General features: G+C 63.7%; 20 protein-coding genes. 15 read left to right on the top strand and 5 right to left on the bottom strand.

From position 1 onward, the window contains the following. Window positions 1-3 precede the first annotated feature (3 nt). The 3 genes from FJ424_RS00890 to FJ424_RS00880 all read right to left on the bottom strand — a co-directional run bounded on the left by FJ424_RS00890 (window position 4) and on the right by FJ424_RS00880 (window position 1,012). Window positions 4-420 carry a lasso peptide biosynthesis B2 protein gene (locus FJ424_RS00890; RefSeq protein ID WP_246672384.1) on the bottom strand — a complete coding sequence of 139 codons (417 nt, stop codon included), beginning with the start codon at window positions 418-420 and terminating at the stop codon, window positions 4-6. Next, window positions 404-703, bottom strand: a complete 300-nt coding sequence (locus FJ424_RS00885) for a PqqD family protein (RefSeq protein ID WP_140650463.1) — start codon at window positions 701-703, stop codon at window positions 404-406. The genes FJ424_RS00890 and FJ424_RS00885 overlap by 17 nt, the downstream gene beginning before the upstream one ends. A gap of 156 nt (window positions 704-859) precedes the next feature. Next, window positions 860-1,012: a lasso RiPP family leader peptide-containing protein gene (locus tag FJ424_RS00880; protein WP_127229803.1), complete on the bottom strand. Its 153-nt coding sequence runs from the start codon at window positions 1,010-1,012 to the stop codon at window positions 860-862. A 500-nt stretch (window positions 1,013-1,512) separates the two neighbouring features. Here FJ424_RS00880 and FJ424_RS00875 point away from each other — a divergent pair, with 500 nt between their 5' ends. From FJ424_RS00875 to FJ424_RS00835, 9 genes are all read left to right on the top strand, one after another. Beyond that, on the top strand, window positions 1,513-2,787 hold the full coding sequence (locus FJ424_RS00875) for a nucleotidyltransferase family protein (protein WP_140650460.1): 1,275 nt from the start codon (window positions 1,513-1,515) through the stop codon (window positions 2,785-2,787). Window positions 2,788-2,791: 4 nt separating this feature from the next. Then, window positions 2,792-3,832: a glycosyltransferase family 2 protein gene (locus FJ424_RS00870; RefSeq protein WP_246677105.1), complete on the top strand. Its 1,041-nt coding sequence runs from the start codon at window positions 2,792-2,794 to the stop codon at window positions 3,830-3,832. A 124-nt stretch (window positions 3,833-3,956) separates the two neighbouring features. Beyond that, window positions 3,957-4,334: a hypothetical protein gene (locus FJ424_RS00865; protein ID WP_140644806.1), complete on the top strand. Its 378-nt coding sequence runs from the start codon at window positions 3,957-3,959 to the stop codon at window positions 4,332-4,334. A 130-nt stretch (window positions 4,335-4,464) separates the two neighbouring features. Then, the gene (locus FJ424_RS00860) at window positions 4,465-5,349 is read left to right on the top strand and encodes a glycoside hydrolase family 16 protein (protein ID WP_140650457.1); all 885 of its coding nucleotides are present in this window, start codon (window positions 4,465-4,467) and stop codon (window positions 5,347-5,349) included. 133 nt (window positions 5,350-5,482) lie between these two features. Then, complete coding sequence (locus tag FJ424_RS00855) at window positions 5,483-6,814, top strand: UDP-glucose/GDP-mannose dehydrogenase family protein (protein ID WP_140650454.1); 1,332 nt, start codon at window positions 5,483-5,485, stop codon at window positions 6,812-6,814. A 90-nt stretch (window positions 6,815-6,904) separates the two neighbouring features. Beyond that, the gene (locus tag FJ424_RS00850) at window positions 6,905-8,353 is read left to right on the top strand and encodes a GMC family oxidoreductase (RefSeq protein ID WP_140650451.1); all 1,449 of its coding nucleotides are present in this window, start codon (window positions 6,905-6,907) and stop codon (window positions 8,351-8,353) included. A gap of 11 nt (window positions 8,354-8,364) precedes the next feature. After that, on the top strand, window positions 8,365-8,808 hold the full coding sequence (locus FJ424_RS00845; protein ID WP_140644809.1) for a hypothetical protein: 444 nt from the start codon (window positions 8,365-8,367) through the stop codon (window positions 8,806-8,808). A 34-nt stretch (window positions 8,809-8,842) separates the two neighbouring features. After that, entirely contained in the window at window positions 8,843-10,063 is a 1,221-nt protein-coding gene (locus tag FJ424_RS00840; protein WP_181181941.1) for a glycosyltransferase family A protein, read from the top strand. 43 nt (window positions 10,064-10,106) lie between these two features. Beyond that, a complete protein-coding gene (locus FJ424_RS00835; protein WP_140650446.1) occupies window positions 10,107-11,186 on the top strand; it encodes a glycosyltransferase in 1,080 nt (359 codons plus the stop codon). A 4-nt stretch (window positions 11,187-11,190) separates the two neighbouring features. On the opposite strand, the gene FJ424_RS00830 is transcribed toward FJ424_RS00835, so the two are convergent. After that, window positions 11,191-12,213 carry a phosphoribosyltransferase gene (locus FJ424_RS00830; protein ID WP_140650443.1) on the bottom strand — a complete coding sequence of 341 codons (1,023 nt, stop codon included), beginning with the start codon at window positions 12,211-12,213 and terminating at the stop codon, window positions 11,191-11,193. Window positions 12,214-12,259: 46 nt separating this feature from the next. After that, window positions 12,260-13,756 (bottom strand): lipopolysaccharide biosynthesis protein, encoded by a 1,497-nt coding sequence (locus FJ424_RS00825; protein ID WP_140650441.1) that lies wholly within the window; start codon window positions 13,754-13,756, stop codon window positions 12,260-12,262. 195 nt (window positions 13,757-13,951) lie between these two features. Here FJ424_RS00825 and FJ424_RS00820 point away from each other — a divergent pair, with 195 nt between their 5' ends. From FJ424_RS00820 to FJ424_RS00795, 6 genes are all read left to right on the top strand, one after another. Next, window positions 13,952-15,124 (top strand): glycosyltransferase, encoded by a 1,173-nt coding sequence (locus FJ424_RS00820; RefSeq protein ID WP_140650438.1) that lies wholly within the window; start codon window positions 13,952-13,954, stop codon window positions 15,122-15,124. 23 nt (window positions 15,125-15,147) lie between these two features. Next, the gene (locus tag FJ424_RS00815; protein ID WP_140650784.1) at window positions 15,148-16,137 is read left to right on the top strand and encodes a glycosyltransferase family 2 protein; all 990 of its coding nucleotides are present in this window, start codon (window positions 15,148-15,150) and stop codon (window positions 16,135-16,137) included. Further along, complete coding sequence (locus FJ424_RS00810) at window positions 16,137-17,075, top strand: glycosyltransferase (RefSeq protein WP_140650435.1); 939 nt, start codon at window positions 16,137-16,139, stop codon at window positions 17,073-17,075. Before FJ424_RS00815 ends, FJ424_RS00810 begins: the two co-directional genes overlap by 1 nt. Continuing rightward, complete coding sequence (locus FJ424_RS00805; protein WP_140650432.1) at window positions 17,065-18,051, top strand: glycosyltransferase family 2 protein; 987 nt, start codon at window positions 17,065-17,067, stop codon at window positions 18,049-18,051. The genes FJ424_RS00810 and FJ424_RS00805 overlap by 11 nt, the downstream gene beginning before the upstream one ends. Before the next feature lie 28 nt (window positions 18,052-18,079). Next, window positions 18,080-18,976 (top strand): UTP--glucose-1-phosphate uridylyltransferase GalU, encoded by an 897-nt coding sequence (galU, locus tag FJ424_RS00800; RefSeq protein ID WP_140650430.1) that lies wholly within the window; start codon window positions 18,080-18,082, stop codon window positions 18,974-18,976. A 167-nt stretch (window positions 18,977-19,143) separates the two neighbouring features. Beyond that, window positions 19,144-21,525, top strand: a complete 2,382-nt coding sequence (locus tag FJ424_RS00795; RefSeq protein WP_140650427.1) for a polysaccharide biosynthesis tyrosine autokinase — start codon at window positions 19,144-19,146, stop codon at window positions 21,523-21,525. Window positions 21,526-21,532: the final 7 nt, after the last annotated feature.

The raw sequence follows: 21,532 nt of genomic DNA, 5'->3' as shown, positions 1-21,532 counted from the left end.
CGCTCACGACCCATGGTCGACCAGATGGGCAAATCCTTTGATCGAGCCGCCAAGCACGATGTGGTTGCCGCTCATCAGCCAGGCATGCGCCTTGAGCTCGCTGCCCGTTCCTTTCTCGATGCCGATGCTGATCTTCGAGGCGCTGCCCTGGCGCGCGAGCAGATACTGTCCAGCCAGCGCCTGGGTAAGGCAGCTGGCGCCCGGCACGAGCCGCGCCGCGGCGGCGACGCCCCATGCGACACGCCGCAGGTCGGCGATGCTGGCATCGCGTCCGGCGTCCAGCCGCGTCACCAGGCTGCGGACACGGTTGTAGGAAGACAGCGTCAGCGCAAGCCGTACCGCGCTCACTACCGTCAGGCAGCGCGCCAGAAACAGCATTTCCTGGCCGCTCAGCGAGCGGAGCCTAGACCAGTTCCTCACTGTAGAGCCTCGCAAGCCCTGCTTCGCTCAACCCCTTGAGCAAGCCCTCGACATCGGCCTTGCAGCGTTCGGCGTCGACATTGTAGCGCGCAAGCACGGCGCTGCGGATATCGAGGACCGTTCGCGGCTCCTGGATCTGCTCCCAGATGAAGGCGCCGACGCCGTTCAGGCTGTAATAGACATTGGATTTCAGGTGGAGCAGCGCCAGTCCGGCGCCGAATTCACAAGCCACCGCCTCGTTGGTCGCGACGACGCGGTCATCGTCCGAAGGGTTCCAGTGCATCCTAAAACCTCGTTGCTGGCCCGCCGCGCCGTCAGACGTTGCTGTGGATCGGTTGCCGTCGATCCCCGGCAGGAAGCCGGGGGACAAAAGCCCCCCGGGCTCACCTGTTGGAGAACACCCGGAGCCCCAACTTCGACTCCCGGATGCCTGTAAGCTTTAGGAGAAAGTCAGCTCGCCGATCGGCGTGTGCGCGGGAAAGCTCGCGTCGAGCGCCGTCGTGCCAGCACCGCCCTGCGTGATCGTTTCAATCGAACCATGAACCGTCAGGCTGGGGGTTTCGTACTCATGCTTTTCAACATTCTGTTCCATTTTACTCTCCAATTAAGGACTGGAAGCGGCTGCAGGCTGCCGCCAGCATATCGCTATGCTGCAATGCGATTGCTGCACGGCACCATCCATGAGTCAAGCCTGATTTACCAAGCATTAATCAATTCTTGGTTGCGCTCGCCTTCGTTGGTAATCAAGGTGTAGGCGCCGTCATCCTAAACCTCAGCCGTCCACGAATTCAACCGTAGGTCTTTGCCGTTTAAATAAGCATCTGATTTAATTATGATAATTTGCTAGGCGAGAAATTCATTTCGCAAATGCGAAGAATTTGCTGCAAGAAATCGCCACGTTCCGGCTCGCGTTGGCATATCCGGTTTTGTCTTCAAAAGTGATTGAGCGTGCAGCGGTTTTAAACGCTGCGGTTGCAGTCGCGAGCCGGCCTCTGCCCGCTTTCGGGCGATCTCGTCAATTTTCTCGATGCTTTTCTTCGCAGGTGCGGTATAAACCGCGCGGGCGGCATTTTGCGGAGAACGACATCGGGCATGGCGATGCAGGATGGCTCCTATGAAAGGCTGCGTGCCGCCGGCTGCGCTGACGAAGTCGCCTATGTGCAGGCCTGCCTGAGGCTGTTTTTCGCGCCAGGCGTCGACATCACGGGCGGCCGGGCCGACATGCCCGCGCCGACAATCTCGTCGGCCCCGGCAATCTCAGCGACCCCAACAATCTTGACAGCCCCAACAATCTCGGCAGCCCCAACAATCTCGGCGGCCAATGTCGCCGACATCGCCAGGTTGAACAAGGTCGCCGTCTTCCTGCTCAAGGCGCTCGCGCATACGCCCGGGAATGCTGCGCCAGCGGAGTTGCCTGCCTGGCTCGACGGCTACCGCCGGCGCACCATGTCGATGAATGCCGCCTGCATCGGCGATTCGATGGCCATCGATCGCGTGCTGCGCGAGAGCCGGGTCGATTTCGTCTTCCTCAAGGGGCCGCTGCAGCAGCATCTGCTCTATGGCGACCATTTCATGAAGCCATCCGGCGATGTCGACATACTGGTTTCGCCGACCGGTTTCGCCAGGGCCCGCGATGCGTTGCGCACGATCGGCTATGAGGTTGCCGGCAAGTCGCGCTCGGTCTGGTGGGTGCGCTTCCTCGGCGAGCAGCATATGGTTCGCGAAGACGGCACGAGGGCCTCGACCGTCGACCTCCACCACCGGCTCCAGCAGCCGGGGTCGCCCAGCCCCCGCGACATCGACGGCTTCCTGCGCCGCAAGCGCGAAGTCGCGGTCGCCGGTGCCGCCATGCCGATCATCTCGGCGGCCGACACCTTGCTTTTGTCCGCGATCAGCGTCGCCAAGGCCTTTTTCAACCGCGAGCCCTGCGCCGGCTATGTCTGCGACGTCAGGGCCAGCGCCAGCCGCCTGAGCGAAGCCGAGCAGCGGATGGTTCTCGACCACGCCGCCGAGCAGGGCCTGGCGGACACGCTGCTCTTGGGGTTGCGTGCCGCCGACGTGCTGCTCGGCACCGCCGGCACGCTGCTTTCGGATCGCGCCGCCCGCATTCTGGCGCGCATCGACAACGCCGATCTCTTCCACATGGTGGTCGCGCCCTGGCTCGCGTCGCTGCGCTGGCCGCAGCGCCGCCATGTGCTGTGGGAGCTCTGCGGCCGCGAGCCGGTCCGTTACCTGGCTGAAGCCGGCTGGGCTGCCTCCGCCGACCTCAGCCGGCGCATCTTCGAGCGCCCGGCCACGATTGAGCCGGCACGGAGCGAAATGATCAAAATCGTGGGCGGGGCGGCCACTCATGCAAGCGAAAGGTGAGCCCATGCCCGTGACGACGCCTGTGACGAGCCCGATGGCGACCTTGGGGGTCTGCGTCATCATCGCCGCCCGCAATGCGGCGCGCACGATCCCCGCCGCCATCGCTTCGGCGCTGCGCGAGAGGGAGGTCGCCGAAGTCGTCGTGGTCGACGACGCTTCCACCGACGACACCCGTGACGTGGCTTTGGCCGCCGACGACGGCAGCGGCCGGCTTGCCGTCGTCCGCCTCGACGTCAATCGCGGTCCTTCCGCCGCGCGCAACGCCGCTATCCGGGCTTCCAAATCGCCTTTCATCAGCATTCTCGACGCCGACGATTTCTTCCTCGAAGGCCGCTTCCGCCGGCTTTTCGCCAGCACCGACTGGGATTTCGCGGCCGACAACATCATGCTGATCCGCGACGATGCCGCGACAGACTTTGCCAAGGTCGCCGCGCCGTCTTTCGCGGCCGATCCGGAATTTCTCGATTTCGAGCGCTTCATCGACGGCAACATTTCGCGCCGCCGCGTCCTGCGCGGCGAGCTCGGTTTCCTGAAGCCGGTAATCAGCAGGGCTTTTCTCGAACGGCATAGGCTGGCTTACGATGAAAGCTTGCGTCTTGGCGAAGATTACGAACTCTATGCGCGCGCTGTCGCCCGCGGGGCGCGCTTCAAGGTCATCAAGTCCTGCGGCTATGGCGCGATCGTCCGCGCCGATTCGCTGAGCGGTCGCCATCGAACGCAGGATCTGAAGCGTCTTGCCGATGCCGACCTGGCGCTGCTGGCCCTCGACAACCTTCCGGAGCGCTCGAAGGCCGCGTTGCGGCGCCACGAGCGCCATGTCCGCGACAAATACCGGTTGCGCAATTTCCTCGACGTCAAAGCCGAGCGTGGGCTGGCGTCGGCCGCGGCTTATGCCTTCGCCAGCCAGTCGAATCTGATCCCGATCGTGCGCGGCGTCGCCACCGACAAGCTCGACGCGCTGTTCCGCCGCGCCGGGATTGCTGCAAAGCAACAAATACCGCCGACGCGCTTCCTGATGGCGGCGACGAGCGCCGCGAACGAATGATCCCGCATCACGCCGCAAGCCGTCATCCCTCAAAAAATCCGCATTCGCAAAACTATGATATTGCCTAGTCGCCGCGGTAGTGGCAGTCTATGCTGCAATGCAGCAATTTCGAAAGGCCGACAGGATGGCTTCGATTTTTGGCTTCAGATCCCGGGATCCGGCTCGCGACCGCCAGACCGATCTCCAGCGTTTCGACCGGCTCGCGAAGCTGTTCGACCAGATCGCTGCCGAGATCGAGGCGGAGAAGACCGGGCTGGAGAATCGCTACAGGTCGACGGCCGCCAACGCGGCCTTTCTGGTCGAGGCGATGGAGAATGGTTCGGCGTCGACCAGCAAGGGCTCGGATGTCAGCGCGATGACGAATTCGATCCTGAACTGCGAGCGGCGCATTGCGGAGCTCGTTCGCCAAAAAGGCCTGGTGAAGGAACTGCGTCATTCGCTCGACGCGATCGTCGAGGATGGTGCCGATCGGTCTGCACCGCAGTCCGCGGCAAGAGGCTGACGGCGCCTTCGGGTGTCGTCATCGGTACGAGACATTAGAGGAGTTCAAGAGGGCGAAGGATCGGAAGCGGCTCGCTCGCGCGGGCCAAGGAAGACTTTGGGTTGGGCGGACAACACAAGGTGAGTTTGTTATGAACGCAGATCCCAGCAACACCTCCACCATGGCGGTGTGCGACAAGTCGCATACGCCCGGGAACGGATTAAACAGCCTGCGGCTCGGTGTGGTCGGCGCCTTGTTCGCCATCGCAGCGACCCTTGCGGCGAGCCCGCATCCGGCGCACGCGCAAGGGGCGCAACAGGAGCTGCAAAGCGCGCCGTCCTTCGTCGACAATTTCTCCAATTTCGACCGGTCCCGCTGGTTCGTCTCGGACGGCTGGACCAATGGCGCCCATCAGAATTGCACCTGGTCGAAGGATCTCGTGCGGCTTTCCGACGGCGTGCTGTCGCTGGGCTTCGAAAAGCGCAAGCTGAAGGATCGCGATTTCGCCTGCGCCGAGATCCAGACCAAGCAGCGCTACGGCTACGGTGTCTACGAGGCGCGCATGAAGACCGGCACCGGCTCAGGCCTCAACGCCGCCTTCTTCTCCTATATCGGTCCGCAGGACAAACAGCCCTGGGACGAGATCGACTTCGAGGTCCTCACCAAGGATCCGTCGAAGGTGCAGGTCAACAGCTACATCCAGGGCAAGCCGAAGAACGGCAAGCTGGTCGACGTCGAAGGCGGCGCCGACAAGGGTTTCAACGACTACGGCTTCGTTTGGGAGAAGGACCGGCTGCGCTGGTATGTCAACGGCAAGCTCGTCCATGAAGTGACCAATCCCGACGAGTTGCCGACGCATTCGCAGAAAATCTTCTTCAGCCTCTGGGGCAGCGACAAGCTGACCAACTGGATGGGCGCCTTCGTCGATCCCGGCAGCAAGGTGACCCTGGAGGTCAAGCGCGTCGCTTTCACCGCTTTGGGCCAGCCATGCCAGTTTCCTGAATCGCTGGCATGCAGCATAAGTAACAGCAACTAGGCATGATCCCGAAAAGTGGGAACCGGTTTGCGGATTAAGATCATGCCGAACCAACTAGGCCGTTGGGCCTGAGGGACATCTGAACCGGCCGGACCACCTTTTGTGGCCCGGCCTTTGACAGGAATAGAACCAAATGAATTTGACGGTGTTTGGGATTGGCTATGTCGGTCTCGTCCAGGCCGCTGTGCTTGCCGAGGTCGGCCACGAGGTGGTGTGCATCGACATCGACGAGAAGAAGGTGGAGCGGCTCAACCAGGGCCTGATCCCGATTTTCGAACCGGGCCTGGAGGCCCTCGTCAAGGAAAACCACGCGGCCGGCCGCATCCGCTTCACCACGGACGCGGCAGCGGCGGTCAGGCATGGCCAGATCCAGATGATCGCGGTCGGCACGCCGCCGGGCGAGGATGGCTCGGCCGATCTGAAATATGTGCTCGCCGTCGCCGAAACCATCGGTCGTGAGATGGACAGCGCCAAGATCGTCGTCGGCAAATCGACCGTGCCGGTCGGCACCTGCGAAAAGGTGAAGGCCAGGATCGCCGAAACGCTGAAGAAGCGCGGTCGCGAGGATCTCGGCTTCGATGTCGCCTCGAACCCCGAATTCCTCAAGGAGGGCTCGGCGGTCGCCGACTGCATGAAGCCGGACCGCATCATCGTCGGCACGTCCAGCGAGGACACCGAGATGGTGATGCGCGAGCTCTACGCGCCGTTCAACCGCAACCACGAGAAGATGATCGTGATGGATGTGCGCAGCGCCGAATTCACCAAATACGCCGCCAACTGCATGCTGGCGACCAAGATCAGCTTCATGAACGAGATGGCCAATCTCGCCGAGCAGCTGGGCGCCGACATCGAGGAGGTGCGCAAGGGCATCGGCTCGGATCCGCGCATCGGCTACCACTTCATCTATCCCGGCCTCGGCTATGGCGGCTCCTGCTTCCCCAAGGACGTGCGCGCGCTTATCAAGACCGCCGAGGGCGTCAAGTTCGACGCCAAGCTGCTGCGCGCCGTCGAGGAGCGCAACAATGCGCAAAAGTCGGTCCTGTTCGACAAGGTCAACCAGTATTTCAAGGGCGCGCTCAGGGGCAAGACATTCGCCGTCTGGGGGCTGGCCTTCAAGCCCAACACCGACGACATGCGCGAGGCGCCGTCGCGCACGCTGATGGAAGCGCTGTGGGCGGCCGGCGCCAAGGTCCAGGCCTACGATCCCGAGGCGATGCAGGAATGCCAGGCGATCTACGGCCTGCGCGACGACCTGCTCTTGTGCGGCACCAAGGAGGCGGCGCTGCGCGGCGCCGACGCGCTGTTGATCTGCACCGAATGGAAGAGCTTCCGCGCGCCGTCCTTCGACGCGCTCAAGGATGCGCTGACGACGCCGGTCATCTTCGACGGCCGCAACCTCTACGATCCCAAGGTGATCGCGCGCTACGGCATCGAATATTTCTCGATCGGCAGGATGGCGGCATGACGATGGCCGCTTGCCTCGAGGACGATCGCTGCCGCGAACGACAACGGCGCCGACAATGACCATGCGCGTGAAGCAGGAGGGTTCGATCTGATGGTGCTCGACGTTCGGCCCGAACAAATCGCCAACGAGCATTTCGATCTCGTCGTCATCGGATCCGGCTTCGGGTCGTCCTTCTTCCTGCACGAATTCCTGAAGCGGCGCAAAGCCCGCGTCCTAGTGCTGGAATGGGGCCGCCACAACACGCATGAGTGGCAGCTCAGCCAGAACGCCAACACCGACATAGACGATGAAACCACCTACGATACTGACAATCCCGACAAGCCGTGGAACTACACGATCGGTCTTGGGGGCGGCACCAATTGCTGGTTCGCGCAGACGCCGCGTTTCCATCCCAACGACTTCAAGCTGAAGAGCACCTACGGCGTCGGTAATGACTGGCCGATCAGCTATGACGACCTCGAACCGTTCTATGGCGATGCCGAGGAGGTCATGTCGATCTCCGGCGATCCCGACATGGCGCGGATGCTGCCGCGCTCGCGGCCGTTCCCGCAGCCGCCGCATCGCATGTCGACGCCCGACCGCATGATGAAGGCGGCGCAGCCGGATCAGCATTTCGTCATGCCGACCGCCCGGGCGCGCGTGGCGACCTCGCAGCGCGCCTCATGCTGCGCCAATCTCAGATGCTGGCTGTGTCCGGCGGACGCCAAGTTCACCGTCAACAACGGACTGATGCATGTGTTCCAGCATCCGGACGTCTCGGTCTGTCTCGGCGTCGAGGTGCGCCGGTTCGATCATGCCGGCGGTGCGGTCCGCTCCGTCACCTTCGTCCACAAGGGCAAGGAATATTCGGTCGGCGGCGATCTCTTCATCCTCGGCGCCAATGCCATACAGAGCCCCGCGATCATGCTGCGCTCCGGACTTGGCGGCGAGTTCGTCGGCTTGGGCTTGCACGAATCCTATGGCTGGAATTACGAAGCCTATCTCGGCGGCGTCGACAATTTCGACGGCTCGACCATCACCACCGGCCTGAATTTCGGTCTCTATGACGGGCCGCACCGGGCCGAGCATGCGGCGGCGCTCGTCTATTTCGAGAACCGCTGGCAGCACGGCATGCGCGCCGAGAAGGGAAGGCTGCGGCAGGTGCTGCCGCTGGTCATCGTCACCGAGAACCTGCTCGACCCGGAAAACCGCGTCGTGCTCGACAAGGACGAGAACGCCTTCGTGACCTTCAGGGGCGCGTCGGACTACGCCACCAAGGGCATGGCGAAAGCGCTGGAAAGGTTGCCGGAACTGCTCAAGCCGCTGCCGGTCGAACAGATTTTCGATCGCGGCATAAGGCCGACCGAATCGCATGTGCAGGGCACGTTGCGCATGGGCACGGGCCCGGCCGATTCCGTGGTCGACCGCGACATGATTCACCACCAGCTCAGGAACCTCGTGGTCGTCGGCACCAGCACCTATCCGAGCTGTTCCTGCGCCAATCCAAGCCTGACCGCGGCTGCCCTGTCCTTGCGGGCGGCGGGTAAGCTGGCGGCATGAGGGAGGGGTCGATGAAGATCACGCGCCGCACCGCGCTGGCCATCGTCGCCGGCGGCATTGCCTCCACCGGCATCGCGGCCGCTGCCATCTCGTCCTTATCGGACGAGGATCTGGTTCGCGTCACGCTCGAAAAATATTTCGGGCCGCTCAACATGCGCATCGAGCACCTGCAGCAATTCGTGCTCGAATTCCAGAACCGCAACCCCTGGATATTCCCGAGCGCCAAGGTGGCCGATGTGGTGACGCTGGCGGAAACGGTGAAGCTCGGCAAGGCGCGCGAGCTGCTGCCTCAGGACAAGCGGCGCGACCTCCGCCATTTCGACCGCTGGGTCATCGCCGAGTTCCACATGCTGACCGATTATGCCTGGCGCAGTTCGCCCGACGATCCGATCCGCTTCACCGGCTGGCATCCGTGCACCAATCCCTTCGCCAATCTCGATCTGCAGAATGCGTAAGGCAGGCGGAACAGAAGACAGTATGAGGTCACCAATGGCTGCATCGCGGAAACCGACGGTCACCGTCATCGTTCCTACCTTCAACCGGGAAAAGTTCCTGCCCGAATCCATCGCCAGCCTCCTCCAGCAGACCGTGGCGCCGGATCAGATCCTGATCGTGGACGACGGCTCGACGGATAACACCAGCGCGGTGGCGGCCTCTTTCCCCGCGCCGGTGGAATATTACCGCAAGGAGAATGGCGGCAAATCGACGGCGCTGAATTTCGCCCTGAAGCACTGCACGGGAGATTTCGTCTGGATATTCGACGACGACGACGTCGCGCACGAGACGGCGCTCGAGCGGTTTCTCGCCGCCTTCGAGCGGGAGCCGGCCGCCGATTTCGCTTTCGGTGAATATGCGCGTTTCCAGCAGTCGGCTCAGATCCAAGAGCAGAATTACGAGATCGTCGCGTTCGGCCACGTCAGCCAGGACAATTTCTTTCCGTCCCACCTCGAATATTGCCACGTCCACCAGCCGGGTCTGCTGGTGCGCCGCAAATGCTACGACGAGGTTGGAGGCTTCAATGAAACCCTTGTCCGGTCGCAGGACTACGAGATGATGCTGAGGCTTGCGCGCCGGTTCAAGGGCGTCAGGGTCGACGGCCTCATGTTCTTCCAGCGCCAGCACGACATGGTCCGCGGCAGCACCAAGGTGGTGATTTCCTATACCGACCGGATCAAGGCCTGGGGCTCGTACGACCGGGTGATCATGGAAGAAGTCTACAAGTCGGTCGATCTGCATGAGTATCTCGACCGCTCGGAGCAGGCCTTGCCGAAGACGGCCGATCTCGAGATGCAGGCATTGCTGCAGCGTTCGAGCATCATGGCCAGGAAGGGTCTATGGCACCACGCGGCCGAAGACATCCGCCGCTACGCCCTGCTTGCCGAACGAGCCGGAAAGACCTCGCTTAGCGACAAGGAACGCGCCATCGTGCGGCGTACATTCGAAGCCTACGATACGGGCCTGGCATCCGCCCCTGCCGACGAATTCGTCTCGGCGGTGAAGGCATGGAAGTCGGGAGCGCTGAAGGCCGACATCGTCAGGGAATACATGCATTCGTTTCCTCACTACCTGGCGCAGGACTTGAAGGCGGGAAAGGTGATCCCGGCATCGAAGTTGTTGCGGGAGTACTCGACGCTGTCGCTTTCCGCCTCGGTCAGCCGCCTGTGTCAGGCAATGACTTCGAAGCTTCCATTGGCGCGCGGCGCAAGCTGATCGGCGCGCATGCTCATCCGCCGGGCCGGATAGGAGTCGAATGATGAAAGTGCTTTTTGCGAGCGGCAACGGATACATTCCCGAGTTCACCGGCGGCGTGCAATCCAACACCCACCATCTGGTCGAGCAGCTGATCGAGCACGGCCACCAGGCATCGGTCCTCGCCTCGCTGTTCGGCGACGGCATGTTCGGCCTCAAGGCGCGCGCCAAGATGAAGCTGTTGAGGCAGCCCGCAGTTGTCGACAATTTCCCCGGCTATCCGGTGATGCGCGCCTGGTACCCCTGGGAGGCGGCCGGCTTCGCCGTCGGGAAAACCAGACCCGATGTCGCCGTCGTGCAGTGCCACAAGTCGGTCCTGCTCGGAAAGGCGCTTCTCGCGGAGGGAGTGCCGCTGGTCGTCTATCTCCACAATGTCGAGTTTCACGAACTCGCCGGCGATCCGCGCGAACTCGGTTCGGCTATATACATCGCCAATTCGGAGTTCACGGCGCGCACCTACAAGGAAAAATTCGGCATCGAGTCCATCGTGCTTCCGCCGACCATCAACGACGCGCTCTATTGCACGCACACGACCGGCGAATTCGTCACCATGATCAATCCCCATGAGGAAAAGGGTTTCGATCTGGCGGTCAAGATTGCGGCCGCCTGTCCGGAGATTCCCTTCCTGTTCGTGGAAAGCTGGAAACTGGACGACGACCATCGCGCCCGCGTCGAGAAGACCATCGCGCCGCTCTCGAACGTTACGCTCGAAAACCGCACCAACGACATGAAGACGGTCTATGGCCGCACCAGGATCCTGCTTGCCCCGAGCAAATGGGAGGAAGCCTGGGGCCGCGTCGCATCCGAGGCGCATTGCAGCGGCATCCCGGTCGTCGGATCGAAGCGTGGCGGCCTGCCCGAAGCCATCGGGCCCGGCGGCGTGTTGCTCGACTACGACGATCCGGTCGCCGACTGGGCCGCGGCGGTCCGGCGCCTGTGGAACGACCGCCCGGAATACGAACGGCTTTCGGCCGCGGCTATCGCCTTCTCCAAACGCCCGGAGCTCGACCCCGCGCGGCAATTGGTTGTGTTTCTCGATCTTCTCGAAAGGGCGGCCCGGCAGGGCGTCCGCCGCGCCGCCTAATTTCTTATGCCGGGCGCTTCACCCGGTTCTTCAGCGCCTGGTAGCCGCGCTCGCCGAGCAGCGCGCGCGCCGTCGCCTTCACGGCCTGCTTTCGCCCGTCGAGTGAATTGATTTGTCTCAGCCGCGCCGGCAGGTTGCGCGCCGCCTGCTGCAGCGCCGGCAGCGACAGCGGATCGGGCAGGCTCACCATGTTGGTTTCGACGCACAGCACCGGCTTGCCGGAGAGCTTGGCGATCCTCTGCGCCTGCTCGTGCTCGCTCTCGATGAACAGGATGGCGTCCGACTTGCGGTAGAACTCGGCCTTGAAGCTGCCATGCGCGCCGAGCCGCTGCCGCTCTGCCTTGTTGGGCAGATCGAGCATGATGAGATGATCGTATTTGATGTCGCGGCTGGCGAGCCATGCCTCGGTCAGCTTGCGGTATTTTTCCAGCCGGCTCGTCACCAGCCAGCCGATCTTGCGGGTCGGCCCGAGCAGCGGCCGCGCCTCGGCCAGGAATTTCTCATAGGCCGGGCCGTCGTCGTTTTCTTCCTCGGTCGGATCGAGGCAAAGCACGCCGTCAATGTCGACGCAACATTGCTCGAGGAAGACATGGTGCATGAAATTCCACTGGAACATCCTGGGATGCGGCACGGCCTCGAAGACTATGTCGGTTTCCTCGTGCTGCAGCGACAGGCCGAACACGGCGGCGAAGATGAAATCGCCCTCGATGCCGCTGGCCGCGACCTTTTCGCGCGCATCGCGCATGGCGGTGCCGCCGATGATGCTGTCGTCGATCACCAGGATCTTGCGCATCTCGGAAGCCTGCCGGTCGAGGCCCGCCCAGCGTTTCGTGATCCCGGACGTGTAGATCCTGCCCGCCAGGAAACTGTCGAGATCGGTCATTGGGATGTTCGCGATCAGGCTGACCATGGTGCCGGCGAGGATGCCGCTCCTCGGCACGCCGACAACCAGGTCGATGTCGCGCGGCAGCCGGTGCAGGTTGCGCACGATCGCGTCGTTCATGTCTGAAATCGATCGGTAGTTCATGCGGTTATCCCTGTCCTGAAATCAGCATTTCGCGAGCAGGCCGGGCTCATTTGGCCCCGCTCGGGGCTGCGAGGACCCCTCGTGCCGGGATCAGCCGCAAGGCCTCGCGAAGTGCTTCGCGGCCGGCGCTGAAGGCAAGTGCGACGACAATGGTGGCGAGATAGGAGAGCGCCGCGCCGGCGGCCAGCGCAACGACGGGCGGCGCCTGCAGCATTGGTTTGGCGAGCCAGACCAGGCCGAACGCCAGATGCGCGCCAAGCACGAAAGGCAATGCCGCGTGAAGCACATGGCTGGCCTTCAGCGGTCCGTGCCTGCCGACATAGAGCCACAGGAAGGGCGTGCGCATATATTCGCTGATTGCGTAGGCGACCGCGACGCCCAGCGCCCCGTAGGGCAGGCCGATGGCGAAGGCCAGCACCGAGGTCACGGCGGTGACGATGCCCCAGCGCATGAAGTCGCCTGAGCGGCCCTGGCTTACGAACAGCCATCCCGCGGGGTTGTTGAGCGGCTGCAGCAATCCGGCAAAGCCTAGCGCCAAGAAGATCGGCGCGCTCCCCCGCCACTGCTCGCCGAGCACGAAGGGAATGAGCGTATCCGACATGGCGGTGGCGAAGGCGACACCCGGTAGCGCGACCAGAAGGATAAGCGGCATGACACGCAGATAGGCGCTGCGGTAGCGGTCCGGCTCGTCCTTCAATCGCGACAATGCCGGCACCATCACCTTCGACAGCGGGTTGGTGATCTGGCTGAGCGGGAAGAGCAAGAGCTTGTAGGCGCGGTCGTAAAGGCCGAGCTGTGCCTCGCCCCAGTATTTGCCGATCAGCACATTGTCGAGGTTGCGAGCGAAGAAATTGGCGAAGTTGAAGCCGGTGATGCCGGCGCCGAAATTGATCAGCGCGCCGATGCCTTCGACCTTGCGCGGCAGACCGGGGCGCCAGCGCGAAAAATACCAGTAGCACAGGGTCGGCAGCACCGCGCTCGCCAGCGTGCCGGCGAACAGCGCCCAATAGGAGCGATCGATGAAAGTCCAGGCGATCGAGACGACGACACCGACGATGGCGCTGGCGATGTCGATGATGGCCAGCCGCGTGAACTCCATGCGGCGCGTCAACAGCGCCACATGCTGGGCTCCCAGGCCATAGGCTACGATCTGCAGGCCGAAGGCGGCGACGAGGTCCGTCACGCGCGGCTCGCCATAGAAGGCGGCGACCAGCGGCGCCGAAGCCGCAAGCACGCAGGCCAGCAGCGCGCTCACCGCCACGTTGATCCAGAACAGGTAGTTGACCTCATCGTGGCGGATACCATTCTTCTGGATCGTCGCCTGGGTCAGGCCGAAATCCTGGAACAGCGCGATGAAGGCAAGCACCGGCGCGCACATCGCCACGACGCCGAAATCCTGCGGCGACAACAAGCGCGACAGCACGATGACGGAAATGATCTGCGTCGCCACCCGCACGCCTTGCGCGATCGCGGTGACGACCGCGCCGCGTCCGACCGATTTGCGCAGAGAGCCCTCAGGCGGATCGAATGCACTGGTTTCCAAATTCAGGATCCCTGATCTTGCATCGGTCCGACATCGTCGCGACCGGCGCCCGCCGCCATGCATAAGCTACCGCAAGATGTTTTTGCAGTGCAACAAAAAATCTGCTGGCGCTTGCTACGCCGCACCAAAATTGTTGCGATGCAGCAAAAGCTGTACTAGCATCCCGGATGGGTGGGCCAACAGCGGTCGAGTTACATGCTGCATGTCTTGTACCTTGTGCATGACGTATCCGACCCGGCGGTGCGCCGGAGGATTCAGATGCTCAAGGCAGGCGGCGCCAGGGTCACCTTGGCGGGCTTCCGCCGCACCACCGGTCCGGTCGCCGAAATCGAGGGTGTCGAGCCTGTCGACCTTGGCGCGACGCGCGACGGTCGATTCGCGCAGCGCATCGCCGCGGTCGCCAAGGCAGCCGTGTCGATCGGAGCGAAATTGGGCGCCGTGTCCAGGCCCGATCTCATCATCGCGCGCAATCTCGAAATGCTGGCGCTGGCCCGTCGCGCCAATGGCGCGCTCGGAGCGAGCGTGCCGATCGTCTATGAATGCCTCGATATCCACCGTCTGGTGCTGCGCGACGATTTCGTCGGCAGGACGCTGCGTGGCGCCGAACGTCATCTCGCCCGCGACGTGAGGCTTCTGGTGACGAGCTCGCCGGCCTTCATCGCCAATTATTTCGAGCCGTTCGGGCAGATCGGCGCGCCTGTCGAGCTGATCGAGAACAAATATTTCGAGGCGGCATCCGTTGTCGCCGCGCATTCTTTCGAGGACGACAGCCCGGCGACGCCGCCTTGGCGCATCGGCTGGTTCGGCGCGCTGCGCTGTCGCCGCTCGCTGGAACTGCTGGCCGATTTCACCCGTCGCCAGGCGGGCCGTTTCGAGGTCGTGCTGAGAGGCCGCCCGGCGCTGTCCGAATTCCCGGATTTTCACGGTTTCGTCGAGGCAGAGCCCTGGCTTTCGTTCGAGGGGCCTTACCGCAATCCGGAGGACATGGCGACAATCTATGGGCAGGTGCATTTCTCCTGGGCGATCGATTTCTTCGAAGCCGGCCAGAATTCCGAATGGCTGCTTCCCAACCGCCTCTATGAGGGCTGCCGCTTCGGCGCCGTGCCGATCTCGATGGCGGACACCGAAACCGGCAGGTTCTTGAAACGGCAAGACATCGGCGTGCTCCTGCCCGAAGCGACGCCCGAAGGCATCGAGGCGATCCTGAGCCGGATGGATCAGGATCGATATCGCGGCCTGAAGTCGCGCGTGTTGGCGCGCAACCCCAGAACCTGGAGCTACGACCGCAGCGATTGCGCGGCCTTCGTCGACAAGCTGCGCGGCCTTGCCGCAATGCCTTCAAATTTTGCGACGACGGAGGCGGCTTGATGGCAGGGGACTCACAAGAGCCGATGACGCAGGCCACCACATCGATCCTGATCGTCATTCCATGCCTCAACGAGGCAGCCCATATCGGCGGCCTGCTCGACCAGTTGCGGCCCGCTGCGGCGCGGCTCGGCGGCCGCATCGTCGTCGCCGATGGCGGCAGCACCGACGGCACGCAAGCCATCGTCGAAAAGATCGTGGCGAAGGACGCCCGGGTTGTCCTGCTCGCCAATCCGAAGCGCCTCCAGAGCGCTGCCATCAATCTCGCGGTGGCGACCCTTGGTGAAGACGCCGACTACCTCATCCGCATCGACGCGCATGGCGGCTATCCGGATGATTACTGCGAGCGGCTGGTCGAGGAAGCCCTTGCCACCGGCGCCGATTCGGTCGTCGTTTCGATGCTGACCGCCGGCACCGGCGCCGTGCAGAAGGCGGTCGCGGCGGCGCAGAATTCCAAGCTCGGCACCGGTGGCTCGAAGCACCGGCACATGTCCGAGGGCGAATGGGTCGATCACGGCCACCACGCGCTGATGCGCATCGCCGCTTTCAGGCATGTCGGCGGCTACGACGAGAGCTTCAGCCACAACGAGGACGCCGAGCTCGACTACCGCCTGCGCCAGGCCGGCTACCGCATCTGGATGAGCGGCAGGACGCAGATGGTCTACTATCCGCGCTCGACGCTGAAGAGCCTCTATTTCCAGTATCTCGGCTATGGCCGCGGCCGCGCCAGGAACGTCCTGAAGCATCGCATGGTGCCGAAGGTTCGTCAGATGATCCCGCTGCTGGTGACGCCCGTGGTGCTGCTCGCCCTGTTTTCCTTCGTCCACTGGACCGCGGCGGTGCCTTTCCTTTTGTGGATGGCCGTGTGCCTCGGTTACGGGCTGGTGACGGCGCTACGCCAGCGCAACGCCAGCATCGCGCTGGCCGGGGTCTCGGCGATGGTCATGCATTTTGGCTGGTCCGCCGGCTTCTGGCAGCAGCTTCTGGCGTCGCGCTCGCAGCGCAAGGTGGCGTGATGGCCAGCCGCTCGATCGACATCTGCATCTGCACCTTCCGCCGGCCGGAGCTGGCCGACACGCTGCGCTCGGTCGCCGCGCTGGAGAAGCCCGAGGGCGCGGTGATCGGCGTCGTCATTGCCGACAATGACGACGAGCCCAGCGCGCAGAAGCTGGTGAAGGCATTGGCCGAGGAGCTGAAATTGCCGGTCCGCTACCGCCACGCGCCGGCGCGCAACATCTCGATCGCCCGCAACGCCTGCCTCGACGCCAGCGTTTCGGATTTCGCCGCTTTTATCGACGACGACGAGACGGCGTCTCCCGGCTGGCTGGTCGAATTGATGGCGGCGGCCGACGCCACGGGCACCACGGCGGTGCTCGGACCGGTGCGGGCGCATTATCGCCAGGACGCGCCGGACTGGATGCAAAAGGGCGACTTCCATTCCACCTTGCCGGTTTGGGTGCGCGGCGAGATCCGCACCGGCTACACCTGCAACGTTCTGCTCAAAATGACCGATGCGAGCCTGCGCGGCCGGCGCTTCAGCCTGGCGCGCGGCCAGACCGGCGGCGAGGATACCGAGTTCTTCGATGCCATGGTCAAGGCCGGCGGCCGCATCGCCTTTGCACCCGAGGCTTTCGTCGACGAGGTCGTGCCGCGCGCCAGGGCCGCGTTCGACTGGCTGCGCCGCCGCCGCTTCCGCTTCGGCCAGACGCATGGCCACCTGATCGGTCGCGGCGCCGGCGGCGTGCGCCGCGCCGGCCAGGTCGGGCTGGCTGCGGCCAAGGCCGCCTATTGCTTCGGCATGGCCATTTTGACCGCGATCAGCCCGGTTCGACGGAACCGCAGCGTGCTGCGCGGCATTATGCACGTTGGCGTCATCAGCGGTTTGGTCGGCGTCCGCGAAATCCGCCAGTACGGCCTCACTTCGCCAGAACAAGGAAACAAGCGTGCAGCCTGACGTCAGCTTCGTCATCGCCGCCTATAACGCGGAGGCCACTCTCGACCGCGCCATCGCCGGCGCGATCGCGCAACTTGGCGTGACGGTCGAGGTCATCGTCGTCGACGACCAGTCGCGCGACGGCACGCTGGATGTGGCGCGCGCTTATCCGCAAGATATCGTCAAGGTGGTGGCGCTGCCCGCCAATCGTGGTCCTGGCGGCGCCCGCAATGCCGGCCTCGACCTGGCGCGCGGCCGCTGGGTGGCAGTGCTCGATTCCGATGACGCGGTCCTTCCCGACCGCCTGGCCACGATGATCTCGCGCGCCGAAGCGGCGGGTGCGCAAATTGCGGTCGACAATGTGCAGGTCGTGCGCGAGGACGGCACGCCCGACGACATCATGTTCCCGGCCGGCTATCTCGAAGGCCTACGCGAAATCTCGCTGGCCGACTACATCGCCGGCAATCTGGTCTTCGAATCGCGTTTCAATCTCGGCTATCTGAAGCCGATCTTCCAGCGCCGCTTCCTCGACGACAACAGGCTGCGCTACGACGAGAAGCTGCGCATCGGCGAGGACTACATCCTCCTGGCGAGCGCGCTGGCCAGCGGCGGCCGCTGCGTGGTTGAGCCGACAGTCGGCTATGTCTACCACATCCGCTCCGGCTCGATCTCGCGCGTGCTCGAATTGCATCACGTCGAGGCGATGACGCGCGCCGACGCCGCCTTCGCGGCGGCATATCCCATGGACAGCAGCGCAAAGGCGGCCTTCGCCAGGCGTGGCCGCAGCCTGCGCAAGGCGGCGTCGTTCCTGTCCCTGGTTCAGCATATCAAGGCGCGCGCCCCGCTCAAGGCGATCGGCGCGGCGCTCAGGGATCCGGCCGCGATCGGGCATATGTCGATGCCGATCGCGGTCCGGCTCAGAAGGGTTGCGGCGCAAGTTCGCCGTGGGGGTGGGGAGATGAAGCATGCGGGCGATTTGATAGCCGGCGATAGGTAGAAATCTTTTCTCTCAGAAGGAAGAGCAGATGCAGAAAGTCAGGAAGGCAGTCATCCCGGTGGCGGGGCTCGGAACGCGGTTCCTGCCGGCGACCAAGTCGATGCCGAAGGAGATGCTGCCCGTCGTCGACAAGCCTGTCGTGCAATATGCCGTCGACGAGGCGTTCGAGGCCGGCATCGAGCACATCGTCTTCGTCACCGGTCGTAACAAGGCGGTCATCGAGGACTATTTCGACCTGCATCCTGAACTGATCGGCACGCTGGAGCAGACCGGCAAAAAGGCGCAGTTGCAATCGCTGGAAAGCCTGTTGCCGGAGGCCGGCGCCACCTCCTTCATCCGCCAGCAGTCGCCGCAAGGTCTCGGCCACGCCGTCTGGTGCGCGCGCGACGTGATCGGCAATGAGCCCTTCGCGCTGCTGCTCCCCGACATGGTGTCCTTTGGTGCGCGCGGTTGCCTTGCCGAGACGGTCGATCTTTATCAGCGGACCGGCGGCAATGTGATCGCCGTCGAGCGCTGCGATCCCTCCGAAACCGGAAAATACGGCATTGTCGGCCGCGGCGCCGACGTGGCATCCGGCTTCGAAGTGACGGCGATGGTCGAAAAACCCGCGCCGGCCAATGCGCCGTCGAATTTCTACATCAATGGTCGCTACGTTCTGCAGCCGGAGATCTTTGCGCTGCTCGGCAACCAGCAGCGCGGCGCCGGCAACGAGATCCAGCTCACCGATGCCATGGTGCGGCTGGCCCAAAGCCAGCCTTTCTACGCGCGGCCTTTCGATGGCCGCATGTTCGACTGCGGCTCCAAGGAAGGCTTCATCGAGGCCACCATCGCCTTCGCCCTGGCGCGCGACGACATGAAGGGGCCTGTCCTCGAGATGCTGCAGCAATTCGTCCGGTCGCATGAGCGCCGGGAAGTAGCCGCATAATGCCCATCTTTCGGGTGCATATACGAACCCGCGATGGCGCGACAGCCACTCAAGCGCCAGGGCCTTCCGGCCCGGCGCATCCTGGCAACGACGTTGCGCGGTCTTTTCTGGTCACGACGCCGATCTACCAAGGCCGATAGCGCCTGCAACCTGGAATTGGACCGAAGATGAACTATGCCAACTTCCCTCTCGACAAGAGGATGCCGTTGCCCAGCACCGATCCGGAAAAGGGTGAAGACTTCATCGACATCGAGCGTCTGCTTGGCATGGCCGCCCGACAGGTCAAGGTGGTGGCGGTCTGCGCCATCATCGGCCTGTTCCTGGGCGTGATCTATCTGCAGACCACACCCAAGCAATATATGTCGGTGGCGAGCGTCCTGATCGATGAGGGCCTGAACAAGGTCGTCGACGATATCTCGGCGGCGTCGCAAACCATGCAGACCGACGCTTCGCTGCTCAGCCAGATCGAGATCCTGACGTCCGCGCGCCTTGCATCGGTGGTGGTCGACAAGCTGAAGCTCGACCAGAACGAAGCGTTCATGAACCCGCCGCAATCGGCTCTGGCCAAGGGCATCGGTTTCTTGCGCGGCGCGGTCGGCTATTTCCGCGGCAGTTCGGCCGATGACATCCCCGGCATGCAGAATGTCGACGAGGCGACGCGCCAGGCCATGATCAAGACGGCACGCCACGATTATGCCGTGCTGAAGCTGCAGAGCGAGGTGCTGGCGCAGCGCAACGGCCGCAGCTACGTCATTTCCATCGGCTACCAGGCGCCTGATCCTGCCTTGGCCACGGCCATCACCAAGGCGTATGCCGACGCCTATCTGGCCGACCAGCTCAATGCCAGCTTCGACGCCACCGAGCGCGCGGCCTTGTGGCTGCAGGGCCGGCTCACGGAGTTGCGCGAAAGCTCTCAGCAGGCAGCGATGGCCGTCGAGAAGTTCAGGGCCGAACATGGATTGTCCGCCAACAGCGACGGCCAGCTCTTGAGCGACAAGCAGCTCGCCGATCTCAACGCACAGCTCATCGTCGCCCAGGCCGATACCGCCAGAGCCAGCGCCCGCTACCAGCAATACAAGGCGATCGTCGACAGCGGCTCCGAAAGCGCCTTCAACGATTCGGCCATCGGCGCCGACCAGCCGAGCAGCTCGGTCATCATCGCGCTCAAGACTCGCTATCTGGCCGTCGCCAAGCGCCTGCAGGACGTCGAGACGAATTTCGGCAAGGATCACCCGCAGGCGATCGCGCTGGCCAAGGAAAAGGCCGATGTCTCGGCGCAGATCTTCGGCCAGCTGAAGCAGCTCACCGAAAGCTACCGCAACGATTTCGAGGTGGCGCAGGCGCGCGAGACGGCTTTGCGCGACAAGATTTCCACCGCCGCTGGCAAGAGCTCGATCGACAACCAGTCGCAGGTGAAGCTGAAGGAGCTCGACCAGCAGGCCCAAGCGCTCACCACGCTCTATCAGACCTTCCTCAGTCGCTATGAGGAAGCTTCGCAGCAGCAGTCCTTCCCGGTCGGCAAGGTCCGCATCATTTCCGACGCGACGATGCCGCTCGCGGCTTCCAGCCCGCGCACCTTGCGCGTGCTGGCGCTCTCGCTGGTGCTCGGCCTGATGCTTGGCGCCGGCTTCGGCGGCCTCAACGAGTTCAACGAGCGTTTCTTCAGGACGGGCGAGGACATTCGCGACCGCGTCGGCCTGAAATTCCTCGGTTATCTGCCGACGATCGGCGGCGGCAAGGCCAAGGATAGCAAAGCCGACGACCTGCCGGCCGACGGCAAGGTGGCCAGCCTTTCCGCGGCTGAGAGACGGGCGCGCATGCGCGTCAGCATCGACGCCCCGGCCTCGATGTTCGCCGAGACGCTGCGCAACGCCAAGATCGCCTTCGACGTGGTGATGGAAGACCGCGGCAGCCGGGTGATCGGCGTCATTTCGGTGCTGCCCGGCGAAGGCAAGTCGACGGTCGCCGCGAACCTTGCCGGCCTGCTCGCCGCCAACGGCGCCAAGACCCTGCTCATCGACGGCGACTTGCGCAATCCGGGCTTGAGCCGCAGCCTCGGCATGGAGGCCGAGCAGGGCCTGATGGAAGCGGTGGTCAACGGCCAGACCTGGCAGTCGGTCGGCAAGGTCGACCGCCAGACCAAGCTCGCGATCATTCCCGCCGTGCTGCGCGGCCAGTTCTCGCACACCAGCGAGCTTCTGGGCTCGGCCGGCATGCGGCGCTTCATCGATAACGCCAAGGAGACGTTCGAGTACATCATCGTCGACCTGCCGCCGCTCGGCCCCGTCGTCGACGCCAAGGCTTTCGCGCCGCTGGTCGACGGCTTCGTGCTGGTCACCGAATGGGGCCGCACGCCGCGCAACATGGTGCGCTCGATGTTGGAATCCGAGCCCTATATCGCCAACAAGGTGATCGGCGCGGTGCTCAACAAGGTCGATTTGAAGAAGCTGGCCAAATACGGCTCGCTCGGTGGCTCGGAAAGGTTCTTCGACCGCTATTCGACCTATTATCTGGACAAGTCGGAATCGCGCGCCAAACAGGCTGCGTGACGCGCCG

The organism is Mesorhizobium sp. B3-1-8, from assembly GCF_006439495.1.
Lineage (GTDB): Bacteria > Pseudomonadota > Alphaproteobacteria > Rhizobiales > Rhizobiaceae > Mesorhizobium.
Note: the sequence above shows the minus strand (reverse complement) of the source record. Positions and strands in the feature narration are given on the sequence as shown.